Genomic DNA, 20,282 nt, shown 5'->3' on the forward strand with positions numbered 1-20,282 from the left:
GACCTCAGCGTACGCCAAGGCCCATCTGCATTAGTGTTTTGCGCACAGGCGGTAGCGAATAAAGCGCGTTCAGCCCCAACGCGCGTGCATCGCGCAGCGGACGCGCCTCTATCATTGAGGCGCGGTTCAGTAAATCGATACCCTTGACGCGCACTTCAATCTCGGTGTGCCGGGCCTTGTGATAGGCGTCCAGCATTTGCACGTCACCCAAACCTTCAGGCCGGGCTTGGGCAAGGTCCAGCAGGCTGCGTAAGTCACCCAATGACATGTTCAGACCTTGAGCGCCGATCGGCGGCACGACATGGGCGGCTTCAGCCATCAGGGCGATCCGTTCGCCGGACAGCCGTTCTGCCGATTGGCTGATGATCGGCCAGATCGTCCGGCGCGACGCCAGCTTTAGCGGCCCTAACACCCCACATGAGCGTTCGGTCATCAACGCCTCGAATTCTTCTGGGCCAGTGTTCAGTAGTTCTACGGCCCGTGGACCACGTTCCATCCAGACAATCGCAGACGACGGCTGACCCTGCCAATCTGGCAAGGGAACCAAAGTAAACGGCCCGCCCGAACGGTGGATTTCGGTAGAGATGTTCTGGTGGGGGTTGGGATGTGTCACCGCGAAGGCCAGTGCCTTTTGACCGTAGCGCGTAGTATGGACGTTGATCCCCGCTGCCTCACGCATGGGCGAGGCGCGCCCGTCTGCAGCCACGACCAGCTTGCAGCGAATGCGACTACCATCGCTGAGGCCTACCCGCGCTTCGGCGGTGCGGGTAAATAGGCTGTTGGCGCCGGTGCCGGGCCGAAAATCAACGTTAGGCAATTCGGCCAAGCGCGCCACCATGTCGCGCCGCAGCAGCCAATTGGGCAGGTTCCAGCCAAACGGCTGGTCCGAGATATCAGAGGCGTTGAAGTCCCTTACAATGCGGGGTTCTGGCACGTCTCCGCCTGCATCGACGATCCGCATGATTTGCAGGGGCGATGCGTGGTCGGCCAGACGTTGCCACAGCCCGCATTGTTCCAGCAATCCCCGTGCCGGTTGCAGAAAGGCCGTTGTGCGAAGATCTGACCCGTCCACATCCCGTTCGGTAACTGGCGGGGCAGGGTCGACGCACACAACGTCGAACCCAGCAGTCCCGAACGCTGCCGCAGCGGTTAGCCCGGCGATACCTCCGCCGGAAATCAGGATGTCACAGCTGTCTTTCATTGCCTTGGTCTCCGAGTGCTTGGCCAGAATCTAGTTCGGTTCCAAATCCGGCGCCAAGTGACATCCTGTCCCGTCTGTCAGCCGCGTGACACCAGGATGAGAAGAAGGAAAATCAGCGGCACCATCATCACAGCTGGGATATAGAGGCCAGGCAAGCCAAAGATCAGGGTCGAACACCCCCACATGCTGACAAGCGCAGCGGCGGTGTAGCCCCAATCCTCGGGCTTGCCATAGGCTGCATCGCGGGCAATCCAGCCAAACAGGGGGATTGAAAAAAGGATGCGCTGCCAAATGGGCAGGCGCCGAGGCATCTCGATCGCGCTCATGGTTTCTCCGATTCTGTTCGTCGCTGATGGGCATATATGGATGATATTGCACCTGCAGAACGTGCAGATCGTCGCAGTGTGACAGCCTATCGCAGACGGGCCAAAAACGCAGTTAAATCATCGGTGTGATGGTGGATATGGTCGGCCTCATGAGGCTCGGGCGCGACGTGCACAGTGCGCATTCCCATCGCGTGCGGAGCAGCCAGATTCCGGGGGTCATCCTCGAACATGGCCGCTTGTTCTGTATCGATTCCATCCTGGGTAAATATCGCCTCGAACGCGGCTTTTTCGGGCTTCGGGCGATAGCCCGCATGCTCGACGCCATAGATTGCATCGAACAGCCCGGCAAGACCACGCGCTTCAAGCACCCGTTCGGCGTAGGGCGCGCTGCCATTGGTGTAAACAATGCGGCGGCCGGGCAGGGACCGGATGTGGTCGGCCAGTTCGGCGTCGGGGTCAAGGTGGCTCATATCCACCTGATGAACCGCGTGCAGATAGGGGTCAGGGTCCAGATCATGCTCGGCCATCAAACCGGCCAGCGTCGTGCCGTATTGCCGCCAATAGTACGAGCGCAGACGGTCCGCCTCGGCCCGCTCTACACCGATGGCCTGCACGACGTAATCCGTCATCAGCATCTCGATCTGGTCGAACAGTCGCATATGCGGCGGGTAGAGTGTATTGTCGAGGTCGAACACCCATTGGGTGACGTGAGAAAAAGCAGGTTTGACCATGGTTTGGGTTTAGGGCGCTGCGACACGGTTTTCAATGCCGCACTTGATCCGCAGGGCAAGTGACGGATAGACATGTTCGAACGAGGAGACGAACCACCCCATGCCCCAAGCCAGACAACCGTCCAAAGACGCCTACCGTCTTATTCTCGAAGCGATAGACGTTGGCGTTTACAAACCCGGCGACCGTCTGGTTGAAAGCGAGCTTGCGGAACGGTTCGGGGTCTCACGGACCCCAATTCGCGAAGCGTTGCAGCGGCTTGAGACGCAATCGCTGCTGGAACGGGACGGCCGGTCGCTGATTGTGGCCTCGCTTGACCACAACCAGATGGCCGAATTGTATGTCGTAAGACGCGAGTTAGAGGGGCTGGCTGCAAAGTTGGCGGCCAAGCATGCCACCGAAGAAGAGATCAGGGTGTTGCAGGATATGGTGGCCGCCGATGACGAGCTTGTCGGCGACCCGTCGGCTTTGTCGCGCGCGAACAGGCGGTTTCACGAGCAGATACACCTCGCCTCGCACAACCGTTATCTGGTTCAGCAGCTTGACCTCGTGCATCGCACGATGGCGCTTATGGCCACCACATCCCTGGCCGTGCAGGGGCGCGGTGAAATCGCGCAGAGCGAACACAAAGGCATTGTCGAGGCCATCGCTGCACGCAATGAACAAGCGGCTGAACGTGCGCTGAAGGACCATATATCGGTCGCTTTCATGACCCGCCTGAAACAGGATGCAGTTCTGCGCGAGACCTGATCATTGAGGCAGCATGTCTTCCTCAATGGCTTGGCCATGTTGCGTTTTGTCCCAGAAAAATGGGTTCAATACCAACTCCCAAAGGGCTTTGTATGCGGCCAAAACACCCAATGGGAAGTAAAGCGGCATTGTTGGTACCCATGGCAGCAAGAACCGTCTTTCCCGGGCCGATACAGCAATGAAACCAACGGCTGCGTTGGTGATCTCGGCGGTCAGGAACAGGGCCACCAATGCAGCCAGCATGGACCGTGAGAGGATCGGGTCTAAGGGGCTGGGCAAGCCAAAGCTCGTCAGCCAAAACAGCCAGAGAACCGGGGCCAGCAGGAACTGTCCAACGGTCCCAAGAAAAAAAGCCTGTACACCCAGAAACCTAAGGATACCGAGATCCCTGAGCAATTTCAGGGGAGAGCGCATGTGAACAAGATACGTCACCATGAAGCCTTTAAGCCAACGAGAACGCTGTTTGACCCAAGGCCACGCGTGAAAATTTGCCTCTTCATAAGTGGCGGTATCGACGATCTCGGTACGATAGCCTGCACGTGACAGACGTACACCCAGATCGGCGTCCTCGGTGACATTGTGGGCATCCCACCCGCCCAGTTCCAACAGCTTGTCGCGCCGGAAAAAGAATGTTGTTCCACCCAGCGGCACCACAAGCCCTAGCCGTGCGATGCCCTGCAGCACGACCCGAAACCAGCCGTTGTATTCAATGGTAAAGCAGCGCGACCGCCAGTTGGTACGTGGATTGTAGTAGTCAAGAACACCCTGCAGGCAGACGACATCTTCGTCCGCTTGTGCGAAGTGTCGGGCGACGCGTTCGATCTGGTCCGGCTGCGGTGCATCTTCGGCATCCCAGACCCCCAAAATGTCGCCGCGACAGAAGTCCAGGGCAAAGTTCATGGCGCGAGGTTTGGTAGTCAGCCCGTTCAGTTCAGGCACTTCGACGCTCCTGATCCAACTGGGCAGATCGACACCGGAAAGAGTGGTGCGCGTCACATCGTCAGATTCTTCCAGCACCAGAATGACATCCAGCAGTGCCTTGGGGTACGTGAGTCTTTGTAAACGTCGAATGAGCGCACCGGCGATCTCGCGCTCTTTGTAGAGCGGAACCATGATGGACACACGCGGCAACACCCGTGGCGGCCCTGACGAGACTGGGTCGGCACGGCGCATTGCTACCTGCCACAAGAACCCGAACAGGCCAAGAAGGCGAAAACACGCAAACAAGATCAAACTGAACACCGCAGCCGCAACCAATACGGCCAGTCCGACTATCGGAAAGGCGGCAAAAGACACCAAAACCCCCGACAATACCGCAGCAGACCCAACGCGTGACTTCGGGGTCCATGAGCGACAGCTCTGGTCCAGATCAACGCGGGTTTCGGCTGCCTTGGCCAATGTCTCAGAGAATATTTGAGCAATAGCTTTGTCGATCTGATCGGGGGCGACAAGCACGGGCATGACGGTAAACCCCGCATCCTGCAAGCCGCCGCGTACGTCAGGAAACAAGTCAGCCCGCGCCGTGGCAACCAGCAAGATGGGGCCGATACGTTGCCAGGGAATGACGTTATGGGTCAGCCAGAACTCGACTGGTTTTATCTTGCACAGCTCCGGCGAGGGCGGAGACCTATCGAAATCGGCAATTTGAAGACCGGTTTGATCTGACAAGGCATTGAGTACATCCCGACGGTCGACCCAACCTTCGGACACGAGTATCTCGCCCAACGGGGATCTTTGCCAAGATTGCATGAACAACGCTTCGTCAAGCTGGGATTGAGTGATCAAGCCGCGGTCGACAAGACAAGTCCCTAACGGCTTGCGGATCCGCGCGGGTATCGGCGCAGCCTGCGCGAAATGATGTAGATTTAGTTCGACCATAAAGAAACAACCCTGACGCGAAGCTTGCGCGGCAGGGTTGTTCAACTTGGGTTAACAACAGGTTAATCATAACCAGTCTGGCTTTTAAGCCCGCGTTTTTCTTTCCGACATCGCCTCGGCAAAGCGTTCGAACAGGTAAAAACTGTCCTGCGGTCCCGGCGAAGCCTCGGGGTGATGCTGCACGGAATAGACGGGGCGACCCGTCATGCGAATGCCGCAGTTCGACCCGTCGAACAACGAGCGATGCGTTTCCACCACACCATCCGGCAGCGATTGTGCGTCCACCGCAAAACCGTGGTTCATCGAGGTGATTTCAACCTTCCCGGTTTCCATGTCTTTCACAGGGTGGTTGGCACCGTGGTGACCGTGGTTCATCTTGACGGTTTGACCGCCAAGCGCCAGTGCCAGCATTTGGTGGCCAAGGCAGATGCCGAAAACCGGAAGGTCAGTGGTGTCCAAAACCTCTTTGATCATCGGAACAGCGTATTTACCGGTGGCCGCCGGGTCGCCGGGGCCGTTCGACAGGAAGATACCGTCAGGATTATGCGCCAGAACTTCGGCTGCTGTTGCTGTGGCCGGCAGCACGGTCACGTCACAACCGGCCGAGGCCAGACACCGCAGGATGTTTCGCTTTGCGCCGTAGTCGATGGCGACGACCTTATGCACGGGTGCTTCCTGCCGGGTATAGCCGTCAGGCCAAGCCCACCGCATTTCATCCCAACGATAGCTTTGTGCGCATGTGACTTCTTTGGCCAGATCCATGCCTTCGAGCCCGGCAAATGCGCGGGCCGCTGCGACCAATGCTTCAATGTCGAAATTACCCTCGGGGTCATGGGCCAAGGCGACATGCGGCGCGCCTTGCTGGCGGATAGCGCGGGTCAGACGCCGGGTGTCGATCCCACCTATGGCGATGCGACCGCGACGGACAAGCCACGCCTTCAATTCTTCGGCAGACCGCCAATTCGACGGCTCAGTCGGGTCCCATTTAACGACCATCCCGGCGGCAACGGGATCACCGGTTTCGTCGTCTTCGGGGTTTACACCGACATTGCCGATATGAGGAAAAGTAAACGTCACGACTTGCCCCGCATAAGACGGATCGGTCATGATCTCCTGATATCCGGTCATGGCGGTGTTGAAGCACAGTTCAGCCACGGTCTGACCGGTTGCGCCGAAGCCCATCCCGTAGAATAGTGTTCCGTCGGCCAAGGCCAGACATGCGGTGGGCTTGGTCGGTGCATTCTGGGCCATCGGGCGACTCTCCTTTTAGGTAAACCGGCGCATACCTAAGGGCGTTATGGCGCTGGGTCAAGCCTGTTCAAATTTTCGGCTATTTAGTGAAATCAATGGGTTAGATATATTCGTCCCCTGTTGTGTCGCGCTTTTTGTTTCGATAAGGTCGGGGTTCCTTTTCCATGGGGATGGACAGATCATATGGATATGCGAGCACGGGTGAACACTGCCCTGAAGCAAGCGATGAAAGACAAAGAGACCGAGCGTTTGTCGACGCTACGGCTTATCAATGCTGCGATCAAAGACCGCGACATCGCGTCACGAGCGTCTGAAAATGAAGAGGCCAAGGGCTGTGGCGACGTTGAGGTCCTTGAAATCCTTGGTAAAATGACCAAGCAGCGCAAGGAAAGCGCGCGCGCCTACGAAGAAGGTGGACGCCTTGACTTGGCTGAGCGCGAACTTCGCGAGGTTGAAGTTATTGAGGAGTTTTTACCCAAACAGTTGGATGATGATGAGGTCTCAAAAGCTATTCAGACCGCAATCACGGCCACAGGCGCCGGATCCATTCGGGATATGGGCAAGGTGATGGGCGAGTTAAAAACGCGTTACACCGGACGTATGGATTTTGGCAAAGTAGGCCCAATGGTTAAAGATCATCTTTGCGCTGCTTCGGGTGGCTGACAGATCATCCTTAGAACTTGGGGCTGTTACGCGGCTGGTTCGCGAAGTTTCCGTTTCAGATCGTCATAAAGTGCGATTCGTTCGTCTTCGGACAGAAAAGCCCCGATTTCTACTTCGCGCCCGTCTCCTATCAGGGTAACGTAGTGCGGCACTGGCCCACCTTTTTCGTGCATTTCGGGCCGTGCCCAGTATCGGTTGCAAGACCATTCCTGCTGCTGTTTTCCCGGTGTGTGGTGGATCAACCGGGCTTGCGTACCAGTCAAAGTCAGAACTTCGAACATGCTGCGCGCGCGATAGTTTGTCTGGATTGCAAGCCACAGGCCTAAAACGGTCAGAATGAGAAATGGCAGCAACCCCCACAGAATGACTGACCCCAGCATTGCAAGCAGCGGGATCAGACCAAACAGAAATACTGACAGGATCACGGTCATCGCACCGCGCGGTGGCAACGAGTTATGCGGCCAAAGACGCAATTCCTGCTCTGTCTCAGAGGTTTGATTCCATTGGTATGGCATAGCCGAAACCTAGCGCAAAGCTTGGTTGTGTCGAAGGGGAAATGATCAGGCTACGTGACCCACACGCGCCCAGGACAGCGCATCATCCAGCCGGTCATCTCCCCAGAAAACCTCGCCGTTGACGACAAGGCTGGGGGCACCAAAAACACCCAGTTTTTTGGCCTGTTCAGTTTCTGCCTCTAGCGCTGAAACCGTATCGGGGCTGCGGGCGCGCGCCAGAACCATGCGCGGGTCTTTCTGACACCTGTGCAACGCTTCGGTGATTGCGGTTTCGCTGCCAGCTTCGATATTGTCGTCGAACCAGATGCGATACAGAATCTGGGTAAAGGTCTTGCCCCACCCATCATCCATGCCCAGCAAGGCGACCTGATTGGCCAGCGCCAGGTCAGAGATCGGGTAGGGAGCAGGGAGCCGCGCGTGTATATGGTACTTTGCTGCCCGACGTTCGATATCCCGCCACATATAGGCAGATTTTACCGGCTTGCCCGCGAAGGGTATGTTGCGCTGCTCTGACATGACCGTTCGCACGTTGAAAGGTCGCCATTTCACGGCAACATCATTCTCAGCGCACCAATCGTCCAGACGCATGACTGTCAGGAACGTATAGGTGCTGCCAATGGAATACCAAAAATCAATCTCAGGCATGAGGATACCTCGGGTTGCCGGTTGAACCGCCAGTATCAGCATAGCCGATTTTCGCGACTCGTGCGACGGTTCAGCAGTCGATACCGGTAGCAAGAAAAAACCCCGCCGTTTAGGCGGGGTTTCTTTACGTTTGCTGGATTAGTGCGCGTGGCCTTTGTCCCAGTCTTCCTGCTTTGGAAGCTGCTCGAACGTGTGCTCGGGCGGAGGTGAGGGCAGGGTCCATTCCAAAGTATCCGCGTATTCGTTCCACGGGTTCGGACGTGTCTCTTTGGCACCGCGGAACAGGGCGTAGAAGACGATGCCGAAGAACAGCAGGAATGAGGCGAACGAAATGAACGCACCAATCGACGACACGAAGTTCCACTGAGCGAAAGCCTCAGGGTAGTCGATGTAGCGGCGCGGCATGCCCTGACGGCCGAGGAAGTGCTGCGGGAAGAAGGTCAGGTTCGCACCGATGAAGAACATCCAGAAGTGCACCTTGCCCCAGAACTCCGAGTACTGACGACCCGTCATCTTCGAGAAGTAGAAGTACACTCCTGCAAAGATGGCGAAGACTGCACCCAAGCTCATCACGTAGTGGAAGTGCGCGACGACATAGTAGGTGTCGTGATAGGCGCGGTCGATACCGGCCTGCGACAGAACCACACCGGTCACACCGCCTACGGTGAACAGGAACAGGAAGCCGAAGGCAAACAGCATCGGTGTCTTAAACTCGATCGAGCCGCCCCACATGGTCGCGATCCACGAAAAGACCTTAACCCCTGTTGGAACCGCAATAACCATCGTGGCTAGCATAAAGTAAGCCTGCTGCCGCAGCGACATGCCAACTGTGTACATATGGTGCGCCCATACGACAAAGCCCAGCACCCCGATCGCGATGATCGCCCATACCATCGGCAGATACCCAAAGATCGGCTTGCGAGAGAATGTGGCGATCACGTGACTGATAATGCCGAACCCAGGCAGGATCACGATGTACACTTCGGGGTGGCCGAAGAACCACAGGATATGCTGGTACAGGATCGGGTCACCACCACCTGCCGGATCGAAGAAGGTGAAACCAAAGTTACGGTCCATCAGCAACATGGTGATTGCGCCGGCCAAAACTGGCAACGACAATAGAATCAGCCACGCGGTGACGAAGATCGACCAGCTGAACAGCGGTACCTTGAACAAAGTCATGCCGGGGGCACGCATGTTCAGGAACGTCGTGATCATGTTGATCGCGCCGAGGATCGAAGAGGCGCCCGATACGTGCACGGCAAAGATCGCTAGATCCATGGACATGCCGCCCTCGGTCGTCGATAGCGGCGGATACAGGACCCACCCAACACCTGAGCCAAGCTGATCGTTGCCTCCGGGACTCAGCAGCGAAGCCACGCCCAGAGACGTGCCAGCGACGTACAGCCAGAAAGACAGGTTGTTCATCCGCGGGAACGCCATATCCGGCGCACCGATCTGCAACGGCATGAAATAGTTACCAAATCCGCCGAACAGTGCCGGGATAACCACAAAGAACATCATAAGAACACCGTGATAGGTGATCATTACGTTCCAAAGATGTCCGTTAGGGGTGCAAGGATCGGCCATGAAGCCTTCGAGGCACATGTATTGCACACCGGGGTGCATCAGCTCGAGCCGCATGTAGACGGTCATCGCGACCGAGATCAAACCAGCCAGAGCTGAAAAGATCAGGTAGAGAATCCCGATGTCTTTGTGGTTGGTCGACATGAACCAGCGGGTAAAGAACCCACGCTGATCTTCATGATCGTGACCATGAATGGCTGCGTCTGCCATTATAGGTGCCTCCTGTTGCATATGCACCGCGCAGCCGGATCTCTCCAACGCGCGGGATTCCTGCTGGTTTTAAATTGCGTTGAACGCGCCTTCAATGGCGGAGTTTGATCTGGATCAAGAATAATTGTCGCGGGTAGGAGGGGATGCCGCGAAATCGTTGCCATTGATGCGATGTATTTGGCGGCTGAGTTAGCGATTTCAATGGGTCTTTAAGGCCCTGGTCTGAAGCAGCGCAGAGTTCCACCTTGACCCCCGGTGAACAGGGCCGCAGAACTACGCCAACACTCGAAATCGGAGAAAGAGTATGGCCGCCTACGATCCCGAAAACATCTTTGCAAAGATCCTGCGCGGGGAAATCCCTTCAACCCGCGTGTACGAGGATGAGGAAACGTTGGCCTTCATGGATATCATGCCGCGGTCAGACGGGCACCTGCTGGTGATCCCGAAAACGCCCTGCCGCAACTTGTTGGATGCAACCCCTGAGCAACTTGCCGCCGTGACTGCAACCGTTCAGAAACTGGCGAAAGCTGTGGTCACGGCGTTTGATGCGGATGGTGTGACCGTCCAGCAATTCAATGAGGCCGCCGGAGGGCAAGAGGTGTTCCACCTGCATTTCCACATCCTGCCGCGTCAGGAAGGTGTCGCGATGCGGCCACCCGGGAAGATGGGTGATTTCGACCTGATTGCCAAACACGCAGACAAGATTAAGGCCGCTCTGGCCTGATCCGTTGCGATGTATGTCGGGCCGTGGAGGCTGGACTGTTGCGACAAAGCCAAGGCGAGAATCCCATGGCGTCTGCCGCCGCTGTGAGTCACTAGGCTGCTAATTGTATGGGAACGATTCGCTACGTTTCTGGAAGAAAATTGCCGTTCCGATTGGGGATCGGAACGGCAGACTCGTAACCAAACACTTTTCCGGTACCTAAAACAATCAGGCTATCCGGTTAACACACCACTCACTCCAGAACGGTTAAATTACATTAGCCGTAAAGCGACGTTTTGTATTCGGCAGAGTGTGTATTTCCCGAAATAACCCCAGATTCAGCGATCTTATTGCTGAAATTCAGCCCCGCATGGAAACAAAGCGAATTTGGCTCGCCCATTGTCAATTGACCTGGGGGAAAACAAACGATTCGGTCGCGCTCAGGCTTCGACCGGTTCGAAATATTCCGCAAAGGTTTTTTGAAGGGCGGCGTCAACATCGGCCATTGTCACCGGCAAGCCGAGATCGACCAAAGAGGTCACGCCATGTTCGGTGATGCCGCATGGGACGATGCCGGAAAAATGCTCAAGGTCTGGTTCAACATTGATCGAGATGCCGTGAAAGCTGACCCATTTGCGCAGACGCAGGCCAATGGCTGCGATCTTGTCCTCGGCGGGGCGTCCGGCTGCGGTTAACGGTTTGTCGTCCCGCCGTACCCAGACGCCGACGCGGCCATTGCGAATCTCACCCTTAACGCTGAATTCCGCTAAGGCTGCGATCACCCAGTTCTCAAGCTTTTTGACAAACTCACGCACGTCCTTGCCACGCGTGTTGAGATCCAGCATGACATAGGCCACACGCTGACCGGGGCCGTGATAGGTGTATTCCCCGCCGCGTTTGGATTCATAAACTGGAAACCGATGAGGGTCTGTCAAATCCTCGATCCGGGCCGATGTTCCAGCCGTGTAGAGCGGTGGATGTTCCAGCAGCCAGATGCATTCATCCGCTTCACCCGCCGCGATTGCAGCCACGCGCGCCTCCATAAAGGCAACGGCTTCGGTGTAATCGGTCAAACCATCGGTGATCTTCCATTCCATGACGGTTTCTTATCGCGCGGACGCAGCAAGGGAAAGGGGTCAGGCGGCCTCGGCCATACAGCGGTGCAGAATCTGGCGGTACGCGTCCACACCTTGCGCCCCTGTCACTAGGTATTTGCTGCCAAACACCATCGACGGTACGCCGGAAATGCCACGGCTGGTCCAGAACTCCTGCTTTTCGCGCACGGAGCCGACCTGCTGGCCGGATTCGAGTACCGATCGCGCAGCCTCGGCGTCCAGTCCGGCCTGAGAGACCGCATTCAAGAGGGTATCAACTTCAGAAATGTCTTTCTGGTCGGTGAAATACGCCTTGAACAAAGCCAATTTCAGTGGGTGTTGACGACTCTGCGTCTCTGCCCAGTCCAGCAATTGATGCGCTGAAAAGGTGTTCATGATCCGGCTGTCATCGTCGAAGTTGAACGCAAACCCCAGTTCGGCCCCCAGTTTCGTCAACTGTTGCCGTGCCTGCTGGCTTTGATCCAGCGTCGATCCGTATTTCTCCATTATATGCTCGCGCAGGTTCTGGCCTTCCGGTGGCATGGCCGGGTTCAATTCAAAAGGATGCCACCTGATACGCGCCTGTATACCTGTTTGCTGCAAGGCCTGATCCAGTTGCAGAAATCCGACAATACACCAAGGGCAGACAACGTCCGACACGATGTCAACTTGAACAGCGGGGTGTGTATCGGCGGCAGACATATTCATGCTCCTTGCGGTGTGTTGCGTTGTACCTTGTCGGTACAGAATACGGCACCTTAAAGGAATTCAAACCGGCGTGTTTTTTGCCTCTTCACATCCTGATCGTCAGCGTCTATATGCCCCTCTACCAAGTCACTGGTAGTGCGGTCGTGGCGGAATTGGTAGACGCGCAGCGTTGAGGTCGCTGTGGGGTAACACCCGTGGAAGTTCGAGTCTTCTCGACCGCACCAAGTGATGGACTGTCTCAATCCTTTTCGACAAACTTGAAGGCCACCAAACCTTCTTGGGGTGGATGACCAGATGTCTTGGGGCTTTGCCTTACAGCAGATTAAGTCGAACTGTTAACGTTCCCGCCCAGACAGAACATCAAGCAATCATCGGCCGAATGCAGGCCGTGTTGAAGGATGGTTGTCTCGGGCACCCACGTCACAATCACGGATCCGTGCGGCTTCGATTGACTGGTTCAATTACAGTCTCGCCGCGGTACGTTCGGATGTGTATGACAAGGGGTAACGAAAGTCGGGAAGTATTGATGTCGCAGGCCATTACCGTATTCACCACCATGAAGAACGAAGGCCCATACATGTTGGAATGGGTCGCATTCCATAAAACGATCGGGGTGGATCACTTTGTGATCTTTACCAACGATTGTGAGGATGGCACGGACGATATCGCCCGCAGATTGCAGGACCTTGGGCTGGCGACACATGTCGTGAACGAAGTGAAAGAGGGCGGCAACCCGCAGCACCAGATGCTCCGACAGGCGCGACGACAGCCGAAGGTCAAAGAGGCGGACTGGCTGTTGTGCCTTGATGTGGATGAGTTCTGGAATATCCGACACGGAGACAACAGCTTTGGCGCACTTATCGCTGAGGTTGAGAGCCGCGCGGGTCGACCGGTGGATGCAATCTCATTCGCGTGGAAGCTGTTTGGAAGTTCCGGAAACATCAGTTTTGAAGACAAACCAGTGACCGAGGCTTTTGCGATGGGGGATACAGAATTTCCGTATCACTCGGGCCGGGCCTATGGTCTTAAGACTCTGTTTCGCAACAACGGTAAGTTTACCCGCTTCGGGCCGCACCGCCCAAAAGGAATCGCGCAAGGCAAGGCGGCTGAGATTGCGTGGTCTGATGCGGGTGGCAAGTTGTTTCCGGCTGACAAAGTGGGGTGGCGGGCTTGGCGTGGGTTCGACCATTCGCTTGGGCGGCTGCATCATTATTCGGTCCGGTCTTTGGATGGCTTTTTGATCAAGCGTGACCGCGGGCGCACCAATCACATCAAGGTGGATCAGGGCCAGTCCTATTGGCAGGACATGAATGCAAACAAAAAGCCCGACCCGTCTATCCAGCCCATCGCTCGGCGTGCCGCACCGCTGTTGGAAAAGCTAAAAGCGGACGAAACCCTGGGGGCGCTGCATAAACAGGCCTGTGATTGGCACCGGGCCAAGATCGCCGAAATCAAGATGCGCCCGGATTGGGTGGATTTTCGGCTGTGGCTGGCAGATAATCTAATCTGAGGATCATGGCAGACGACCTATCGAAACAGCAGTTGAAACCTGATCACCCCGACCGAAAAACGGGGTTCGAACGCATTTTGACCGATCCCGCTCCACCGTGGTTTGTTGAGCTTTACCCGGGTGGCGATGGCGCAGGTTTCCTGCAAAAGCTTGAACGGCATTCGGTGTTGTTTCACCATCGCTCTGCGTCTCAGTTGGTTGTCAGCTTTGACAATATCGCCAACGCCAACGATCTGTCTTTTGCCCGCGAGCCCTGGGGGTGGAAGTTCTTTCGTGATGCGGGCTGGTCTCATATGGGGGTCTTTGCACGCACCAAGGCATGGTACCGTGACCCCGAGATCATCACCTATTTCCAGAACCGCGCGGCAGAAGGCTTTTTCAAACAATTCGATCAGGTTGTCTTTGCCGGGGCTTCGATGGGTGGGTTTGGGGCGCTGGTCTTTTCCGGGCTGGTGCCGGGCGCAAATGTTGTCGCGTTTAACCCGCAAACATCGCTGGATGAACGGCTGGTGCCTTGGGAAACAAGATATCGGTTCGGGCAGGTGCAGGATTGGGATCTGCCCTTGGGGGATGCCGCACAAACGGTGAAACGCGCCGGTAAGGCTTATGTTTTTTATGATCCGTTCTTCGATCTGGATCGACGGCAGGTTACGCGGTTGCAAGGCGATAATGTCGTGCTCCTAAAAACTTGGTTTTCGAACCATTTTGCGGCGCCGATGCTTAGAAAGCTGGATATTCTGAAGCCCGTGATGTTGAAGGCAATGGATGGTTCGCTTGAACCCGGCGAATTCTATCGAATGATGCGCGCGCGTCGAAACCTTCCGATGGTCATGCGCGCGATCGAGGCGCAGGCGGGTGAGCGCCATCCCAAATTGGTCCGGCAGGCGCGCCAGAGGTTCCGGTTACTGCGCCGCGCCACTATGGCCGAGGGCGAGAGGTCCCAATGACGTCAGCAAAAGGGGTGTTCATTGGACAGCGCAAAGACAGGATGGGTGCGCGCCTGCTGATGATGCTGACCTGCATTCGTTTGGCCGAGGATTTTGGCACCGCTTACAAGGTCAATTGGTTCCCGCAAGGGTCTGACGCGCCGGAATTGGATCAGCCGCAAGAGTTGTTCACACAGGATTGGATGGATGCGCATTTCCTTGATGCCGAGGAGTTTGACAGGCTCAACTCTCAGGCTTTGCCGATCTGGGCCTTTCAGGGCGACAACTCTGCCGAGCGCCTGATCGCGCATCTGAATGATGGTCGCTCGGTTCTGGTTGAGGAAGGGTTCGAGGTTTTGGCCTTTCCGTGGGAGGATATCGAAACCATTCGCCCAAGGTATCGGGATTTCATCCATCGGATCGGTTTTACCAACGAAATTCGAAAGGTCATGGCGCGCGCCGATGAAAAACTGTCGGGGCAGGGCGTGTCAGCCTACCATATCAGACGAGGCGACATCCTGAACGGTTTGCCCTGGAAGCACACGACATGGCCCGCAAAAATCGAACCCGAAGAGCTTTACGAGGCGCATCTTGAGGCAAACGCCGGGCAAACAGCCATCATGTTTTCCGATCAGCCTGAACTAATCACCCGGTTTCAAAACCGGTATCCGCAAGTGCTGCGGATGTCGGATATTGCGGATGTGTCGGGCATGACCCGAGCGCAGGGCGACTTTCTTGAACTCTACACCATGTCACGGGCCGAGCAGGTGATTGCGCCCTACATCTCGGCGTTTTCAATGGCGGCGGCCAGAATTTCCGGCCGGCAACGTTTGGTGTTCAAAGATGTTCTGACCGAGCAACAAATGTCAGAGGCGAACCTTCGGGTGATTGGTCGTGTTGCCAAGGGGCCAAAGGCCTTCTTGAATGTCTCTGAGGCGTCGCATGTTTACGCCAAGGCAGCGCAATATCTGGCGGCGAACGACCAGTTTGAACAAGCATACGCGCTTGCGAAACCCATTCTCGAAGAAAACCTAGACAACGCGTTTATGCCGGTTTTGCAGGCGCTAAACTGTTTTTGCCTGTCCAATTGGAAAGAATGTGAACGTCTGGCCGAGGAAGGATTGAAGAATGCCAATCTTTGGCCCGAGGACTACGCCGTTCTTCTGGCTATTCGGGCCGCCACCTTGGGGGCGCAAAAAAAACGTTGGTCGGCAAGTCGAAACCTGGCACGTGCTTTTTGGGCCAAACCTCTGCGCCCGGACGTGGTGGTGTTGAGCTCGCGAATGCTGTACCGAGATCAGGTGTCTTTCCGGCTCTTTCCGCCCGCAGACTGGCGCCTTCAAAGAGAAGTTCGGCGTCAACGTTTCCCTCCCTTTAACAACCTCTATCTGGTGCAACATAAGGTGCTGGCCAGACAGCCGTGCAACTTCGATCTTATCTTGTTGGATTGGTCTGATCTGACGTTGGACCAAAAGGCGCGCAGGCTTCTTGACGACCGTTTCCGATTAGAGCGTCTGCAAGAGAGCTTTGGTAATCTGATACGCATCGAACACGATGATCCATCCGTATCCGCCGCCCAAGCGATGCTGAGTTGGTACTTGGGCGTATCCAGTCTTGCAGAAACGATAGACGTGATGCGAAAAACCTCAGCGGATTGGCCGGAAAACCCGCTTTATCACAAGAGATTGGCAACACTGTACGAGGCCGATGCGGACCAGACGCGTGCTCAACTGATGTTGGCCGACGCTTTGGCCTGTGATCCCGGCAACCCTTTTCTGATTTTCGCAATGGGAAAGTTCCTGGAAAGAAAAGGCGCTCAAGACCAAGGGCAAAATCAGATCATTCAGGCCGCTGACATTGACGACAATACCCCAGTCATTCAAGGCGAAGCCGGGCAAATCTACCTTCGGCGGGGGGAAAAGGAAAAGGCGAGGCCCTACTTACAAAAAGCTCATGACCTGTTCCCACCATTCAAACGGTTTGCCAACCAGTTGGCGCGCGCGCGATGAGAATGGTAGCGCCTTTCAGAACGACTCCGGGTCGCTCTTGGCTGCTGCGGCTAGTCGGTTTAGGCTGCACCCCGAGCGGATACCGCAGAACATCAAGCGCAGGTTCAAAAAGCGGTACAATACGAGGCGAATAAGTGTCTGATCAAGACCCCCGATACATCAGCATCACCCCGATGAAGAATGAAGGCCCGTTTGTGCTGGAATGGGTGGCCCATAACCGTGCGATTGGCGTCGACCAGATGGTCGTGATGACCAATGATTGCATAGACGGCACGGACGCCTTGCTAAAGCGGCTGGAGACGATGGGTATTCTAACCCATGTCGACAACAATTCGCGACGCCAGAGCAGCCCGCAAAAACGTGCGTATAGAAAGTTTCTGAAAATGGACGTCGCACAACCCCACGATTGGGTGATCGTGATAGATGCTGATGAGCATATAAATGTGAAAACCGGAGACAATACGCTGCGCGCGCTGACCGGCGCCATCCCGGACGCCAAAATGATCTCGATGACATGGCGGCTTTTCGGAAACGCGGGTGTCGAACGGTATGAGGATCGGTTCGTTTCGGATCAGTTTCGATTGGCTGCGCAAGAACAAAAACACCGCCCGCCGCAGGCGTGGGGGTTCAAAACTATGTTCCAAAGACAACTTTGGACTGCGCTGGGCGTCCACCGGCCCAAGCGCCCCGCAGTGGAGACCATGCAGGAGTGCCACTGGTATAACGGATCAGGGCAGCTGATGCCGGATCGCTATTTCACCGGCAGCTGGCGGTCCGCGCGGGATTCCGTCGGATACGATCTGGTGCAGATCAACCATTACGCGCTGAAGTCCTGCGAAAGCTATCTGGTCAAGAAAATGCGCGGGCGGGCCCATCACCTGGGCGATAGCCTTGGTATGGATTACTGGAACATGATGAACCACAACGCCGAGGAGGATGGCTCGATCGATGTCATTCTGGACCGCAAGCGCGACCACTATTATGAGATGTTGTCAGACCCCGAAATCGCACGGCTGCACCATTTGTCCTGTGATCTGCACCGACAGAAGATTGCGGAACTTCGGGCGCAACCCCAAATGCGGGATCTGATGCGGCAAATGACGGCGGATTTTGCGGCAAGCTCAAAGGAATGAGCGGGTTTACGTCTCAAGCAGGAGGCCTCTGATGCTTTGGCTGCATATCGGCATGCCCAAAACTGGGACGACGGCGCTACAGTCCTATGTGCGCCAGAACAAGGCGCAGCTGGCTGATGTCGGTCTGCATTACATGGAGGCTGGCCGCCGCCGCGCGGAGGGGAGCAATCGTCTGGCGATCAGTCACAACTCAATTGCCTTCCACATAAATCAGAGTAACAAGCCGATGGACCCGTTCCATGAGCTTATGGCGATCGAGTATCAGATGCACGGCGATCAGATCTGTCTGGTGTCGTCCGAGATGTTTTACTCTTGTGACCTGACTAGGCTGGCACAGGCGTTTGCCGAAATCCCCGCGCGCGAGATGCGGATCACCTTCTACTGCCGCCGCTACTCGGATTTCTTTGAGGCAGATTACAAGCAGCGCGCCAAGAATGGCCGATTGGCTACCATCGGGTCCGCGTTCGTCAGGGACCGGTTGGCAACAATAAAAGCCAACCCGGACACCTTCAGCTTCTCGGCGAAAGCGCAGCAAATTCGGCAGGCTTTTCCCGGTGTTGAAATCGTACCAATGCTGTATGACCGTGCGCAAATGGTACAGGGTCATGTTGTGGATGATTTCATGTCGCGGATCGGCGTCGCGTTGCCGGATGGTGGGGCGGTTGACCGGCCGTCGAACCTGTCTCAATCGCGTGCAGCAAGCGAGGCGTTTGGCATCGTGTCACGGGCAATGGGGCGCAAGGAGAGCCGCCAACTCCGTCGGCAAGTGGCAAGCGATCCGGTCATGATCCGGCGATATGATGTGTTGGAGCCGGATGAACGCGCTTGGTTGGATCAGTACCTGACCACGAAAGACGTCGCGTTTCAGCAAGAGTTCTTCCCCGACCGGCCCGGTTTGTTCGACCCGGTCGAGTTAAGCGAGGAAGACCAGAAGTTTCGTCGCGATACTCCCGAAGAGTATGAAGCGCTAAGTCGCGCATCCGAAATCGTTTTCCGAATGACGTTGAAAGCCTGAGCATTACGGCTCGACGACAATTTCCTGACGCTGGCGACCCGTTGTCTTGTCAAATATCAGAATGCGATCGTCATCAGTCACCACTGCATACCAGTTGCTGCCGATGGTCACGGCTTGTGCTTTGGCCCCGTCGGGTAGGTCGACCTGATCGGGCAGGGTGGGGGTTCGGTCCGATAGCCGGATGACAATCAGGGCGAATGTCACTAGAACCCCGCCAATCATCACCGCGGTCAGCAGCATGACCATTCTCCGCAGCAGACGAAGCTGCGGCGTTTCCTGCGGTTCTTGGGGTTCGGAAGGGATAGTCATGGGCACCCGTCAGATTGAATTTCAGATCGCGGCCGATCCGCCGTCACGCCTTGATAAGGCGCTTTCGCGCGATGTGCCAGCCGAGGAAAACCTGTCGCGAACCCGATTGGCCAAGTTGATCGACGAAGGTGCTGTACTGATTAACGGTGTTGCGGCCATCGACCCAAAGGCCAAGGTGGTTGGTGGCGCAAGTGTCGCGATCACCGTGCCCGAGGCCGAAGACAGCCACATCGGCCCCGAGGACATCCCGCTGGAGGTTGTATTTGAAGACGATGACCTGATTGTCATCAACAAACCCGCAGGCATGGTTGTTCACCCCGCACCGGGGTCACCAAGAGGGACGCTGGTGAACGCGTTGTTGCATCATTGCGGTGATCATCTGTCTGGCGTCGGAGGGGTGAAACGGCCGGGAATTGTGCACCGGATCGACAAGGAAACCAGCGGTCTTCTGGTGGTTGCGAAATCAGACGCGGCGCATCACGGTCTGGCCGCTCAGTTCGAGGCACATACGGTCGAGCGGTATTACCGCGCTATTTGCTATGGCGTGCCCGATGCAAATGATCCGCGTCTGCGCGGTGTTAAAGGTGTCAGCTTTGAGCCCGGAAACATCATGCGCCTGACGACTCAGTTGGCGCGACACAAGACTGACCGGCAAAGACAGGCCGTCCTGTTTCACGGCGGGCGTCACGCGGTTACGCGGGCGCGCGTGGTTGAAACTTTTGGATCACCGGCAGGGCTGGCGCTGATCGAATGCTGGCTGGAAACCGGACGCACGCATCAGATTCGCGTTCATATGGCACATGCCGGGCATGGTCTGGTGGGCGATCCGGTTTACGGCGGCAAACGAAAACTGGCCGCAAAGGCGTTCAGCGTCACTTCGTCCGAGGCTGTTCGCGATTTTTCAAGACAAGCGCTTCACGCGGCTGTTTTGGGGTTTGAGCATCCCGTCACAGGTAAAAATATGCGGTTCGAGGCCGGTTTGCCCCATGACATGCAAACACTAATTGATCAACTTCACGCACCGCTGACATAAAATGCAAAGTTGCGTGAATAAGACTTTCTTAGGTTTCCTTTATCTAACGTTAATTCCAAACTGGTAATGTGACCTCTTGAACGAGTT

At 56.2% G+C, this 20,282-nt stretch carries 20 protein-coding genes and 1 tRNA gene; 10 read left to right on the top strand and 11 right to left on the bottom strand.

The features are described 5' to 3' along the window. Nucleotides 1-4: 4 nt before the first annotated feature. From AC2FIT_RS08615 to AC2FIT_RS08625, 3 genes are all read right to left on the bottom strand, one after another. Complete coding sequence (locus tag AC2FIT_RS08615; protein WP_496828552.1) at nucleotides 5-1,201, bottom strand: UbiH/UbiF family hydroxylase; 1,197 nt, start codon at nucleotides 1,199-1,201, stop codon at nucleotides 5-7. A 77-nt stretch (nucleotides 1,202-1,278) separates the two neighbouring features. Further along, on the bottom strand, nucleotides 1,279-1,527 hold the full coding sequence (locus AC2FIT_RS08620) for a hypothetical protein (protein WP_496828554.1): 249 nt from the start codon (nucleotides 1,525-1,527) through the stop codon (nucleotides 1,279-1,281). An 86-nt stretch (nucleotides 1,528-1,613) separates the two neighbouring features. Further along, the gene (locus tag AC2FIT_RS08625; protein ID WP_496828556.1) at nucleotides 1,614-2,258 is read right to left on the bottom strand and encodes a pyrimidine 5'-nucleotidase; all 645 of its coding nucleotides are present in this window, start codon (nucleotides 2,256-2,258) and stop codon (nucleotides 1,614-1,616) included. Between the two features lie 100 nt (nucleotides 2,259-2,358). On the opposite strand from AC2FIT_RS08625, the gene AC2FIT_RS08630 reads away from it, so the two are divergent. Next, complete coding sequence (locus AC2FIT_RS08630) at nucleotides 2,359-3,006, top strand: GntR family transcriptional regulator (protein ID WP_224890396.1); 648 nt, start codon at nucleotides 2,359-2,361, stop codon at nucleotides 3,004-3,006. On the opposite strand, the gene AC2FIT_RS08635 is transcribed toward AC2FIT_RS08630, so the two are convergent. Both AC2FIT_RS08635 and carA read right to left on the bottom strand, forming a co-directional pair. Continuing rightward, nucleotides 3,007-4,884 (bottom strand): glycosyltransferase, encoded by a 1,878-nt coding sequence (locus AC2FIT_RS08635; protein WP_496828558.1) that lies wholly within the window; start codon nucleotides 4,882-4,884, stop codon nucleotides 3,007-3,009. Between the two features lie 84 nt (nucleotides 4,885-4,968). Then, nucleotides 4,969-6,135, bottom strand: coding sequence for a glutamine-hydrolyzing carbamoyl-phosphate synthase small subunit (carA, locus tag AC2FIT_RS08640; protein WP_496828560.1), 1,167 nt, complete (start codon nucleotides 6,133-6,135; stop codon nucleotides 4,969-4,971). Nucleotides 6,136-6,318: 183 nt separating this feature from the next. On the opposite strand from carA, the gene AC2FIT_RS08645 reads away from it, so the two are divergent. Further along, nucleotides 6,319-6,798 carry a GatB/YqeY domain-containing protein gene (locus tag AC2FIT_RS08645; protein WP_496828562.1) on the top strand — a complete coding sequence of 160 codons (480 nt, stop codon included), beginning with the start codon at nucleotides 6,319-6,321 and terminating at the stop codon, nucleotides 6,796-6,798. Between the two features lie 26 nt (nucleotides 6,799-6,824). Here the strand turns inward: AC2FIT_RS08645 and AC2FIT_RS08650 are convergent, their stop codons facing one another. From AC2FIT_RS08650 to ctaD, 3 genes are all read right to left on the bottom strand, one after another. Continuing rightward, on the bottom strand, nucleotides 6,825-7,313 hold the full coding sequence (locus AC2FIT_RS08650; RefSeq protein ID WP_496828564.1) for a DUF2244 domain-containing protein: 489 nt from the start codon (nucleotides 7,311-7,313) through the stop codon (nucleotides 6,825-6,827). 45 nt (nucleotides 7,314-7,358) lie between these two features. Further along, nucleotides 7,359-7,958, bottom strand: coding sequence for a 2-hydroxychromene-2-carboxylate isomerase (locus AC2FIT_RS08655; RefSeq protein ID WP_496828566.1), 600 nt, complete (start codon nucleotides 7,956-7,958; stop codon nucleotides 7,359-7,361). 138 nt (nucleotides 7,959-8,096) lie between these two features. Further along, the gene (gene ctaD, locus AC2FIT_RS08660; protein ID WP_068334613.1) at nucleotides 8,097-9,755 is read right to left on the bottom strand and encodes a cytochrome c oxidase subunit I; all 1,659 of its coding nucleotides are present in this window, start codon (nucleotides 9,753-9,755) and stop codon (nucleotides 8,097-8,099) included. 304 nt (nucleotides 9,756-10,059) lie between these two features. Between ctaD and AC2FIT_RS08665 the strand changes: the two genes are divergently transcribed. Next, the gene (locus AC2FIT_RS08665) at nucleotides 10,060-10,479 is read left to right on the top strand and encodes an HIT family protein (RefSeq protein WP_496828568.1); all 420 of its coding nucleotides are present in this window, start codon (nucleotides 10,060-10,062) and stop codon (nucleotides 10,477-10,479) included. A gap of 419 nt (nucleotides 10,480-10,898) precedes the next feature. Here AC2FIT_RS08665 and lipB read toward each other — a convergent pair whose 3' ends face one another. Beyond that, nucleotides 10,899-11,555, bottom strand: a complete 657-nt coding sequence (lipB, locus tag AC2FIT_RS08670; protein WP_496828570.1) for a lipoyl(octanoyl) transferase LipB — start codon at nucleotides 11,553-11,555, stop codon at nucleotides 10,899-10,901. 39 nt (nucleotides 11,556-11,594) lie between these two features. Further along, complete coding sequence (locus AC2FIT_RS08675) at nucleotides 11,595-12,254, bottom strand: DsbA family oxidoreductase (protein ID WP_496828572.1); 660 nt, start codon at nucleotides 12,252-12,254, stop codon at nucleotides 11,595-11,597. A gap of 143 nt (nucleotides 12,255-12,397) precedes the next feature. Here AC2FIT_RS08675 and AC2FIT_RS08680 point away from each other — a divergent pair. The 6 genes from AC2FIT_RS08680 (at nucleotide 12,398) to AC2FIT_RS08705 (ending at nucleotide 18,853) form a co-directional block, all read left to right on the top strand. Then, a tRNA-Leu gene (locus tag AC2FIT_RS08680) sits at nucleotides 12,398-12,484 on the top strand. A 302-nt stretch (nucleotides 12,485-12,786) separates the two neighbouring features. After that, nucleotides 12,787-13,770 carry a glycosyltransferase family 2 protein gene (locus tag AC2FIT_RS08685; RefSeq protein WP_496828574.1) on the top strand — a complete coding sequence of 328 codons (984 nt, stop codon included), beginning with the start codon at nucleotides 12,787-12,789 and terminating at the stop codon, nucleotides 13,768-13,770. Nucleotides 13,771-13,775: 5 nt separating this feature from the next. Beyond that, the gene (locus tag AC2FIT_RS08690) at nucleotides 13,776-14,717 is read left to right on the top strand and encodes a hypothetical protein (protein ID WP_496828576.1); all 942 of its coding nucleotides are present in this window, start codon (nucleotides 13,776-13,778) and stop codon (nucleotides 14,715-14,717) included. Next, on the top strand, nucleotides 14,714-16,705 hold the full coding sequence (locus AC2FIT_RS08695) for a hypothetical protein (RefSeq protein WP_496828578.1): 1,992 nt from the start codon (nucleotides 14,714-14,716) through the stop codon (nucleotides 16,703-16,705). The genes AC2FIT_RS08690 and AC2FIT_RS08695 overlap by 4 nt, the downstream gene beginning before the upstream one ends. A 134-nt stretch (nucleotides 16,706-16,839) precedes the next feature. Beyond that, the gene (locus AC2FIT_RS08700; protein ID WP_496828580.1) at nucleotides 16,840-17,838 is read left to right on the top strand and encodes a glycosyltransferase family 2 protein; all 999 of its coding nucleotides are present in this window, start codon (nucleotides 16,840-16,842) and stop codon (nucleotides 17,836-17,838) included. A gap of 31 nt (nucleotides 17,839-17,869) precedes the next feature. Next, the gene (locus AC2FIT_RS08705) at nucleotides 17,870-18,853 is read left to right on the top strand and encodes a hypothetical protein (RefSeq protein ID WP_496828582.1); all 984 of its coding nucleotides are present in this window, start codon (nucleotides 17,870-17,872) and stop codon (nucleotides 18,851-18,853) included. Nucleotides 18,854-18,856: 3 nt separating this feature from the next. Here the strand turns inward: AC2FIT_RS08705 and AC2FIT_RS08710 are convergent, their stop codons facing one another. Next, nucleotides 18,857-19,162: a DUF6476 family protein gene (locus AC2FIT_RS08710; protein WP_068334663.1), complete on the bottom strand. Its 306-nt coding sequence runs from the start codon at nucleotides 19,160-19,162 to the stop codon at nucleotides 18,857-18,859. On the opposite strand from AC2FIT_RS08710, the gene AC2FIT_RS08715 reads away from it, so the two are divergent. Then, nucleotides 19,161-20,195 carry an RluA family pseudouridine synthase gene (locus tag AC2FIT_RS08715; RefSeq protein ID WP_496828585.1) on the top strand — a complete coding sequence of 345 codons (1,035 nt, stop codon included), beginning with the start codon at nucleotides 19,161-19,163 and terminating at the stop codon, nucleotides 20,193-20,195. The two genes, AC2FIT_RS08710 and AC2FIT_RS08715, sit on opposite strands and share 2 nt — an antisense overlap. The last annotated feature ends 87 nt before the right edge of the window (nucleotides 20,196-20,282 follow it).

The organism is Ruegeria sp. YTSA135 (assembly GCF_059610165.1).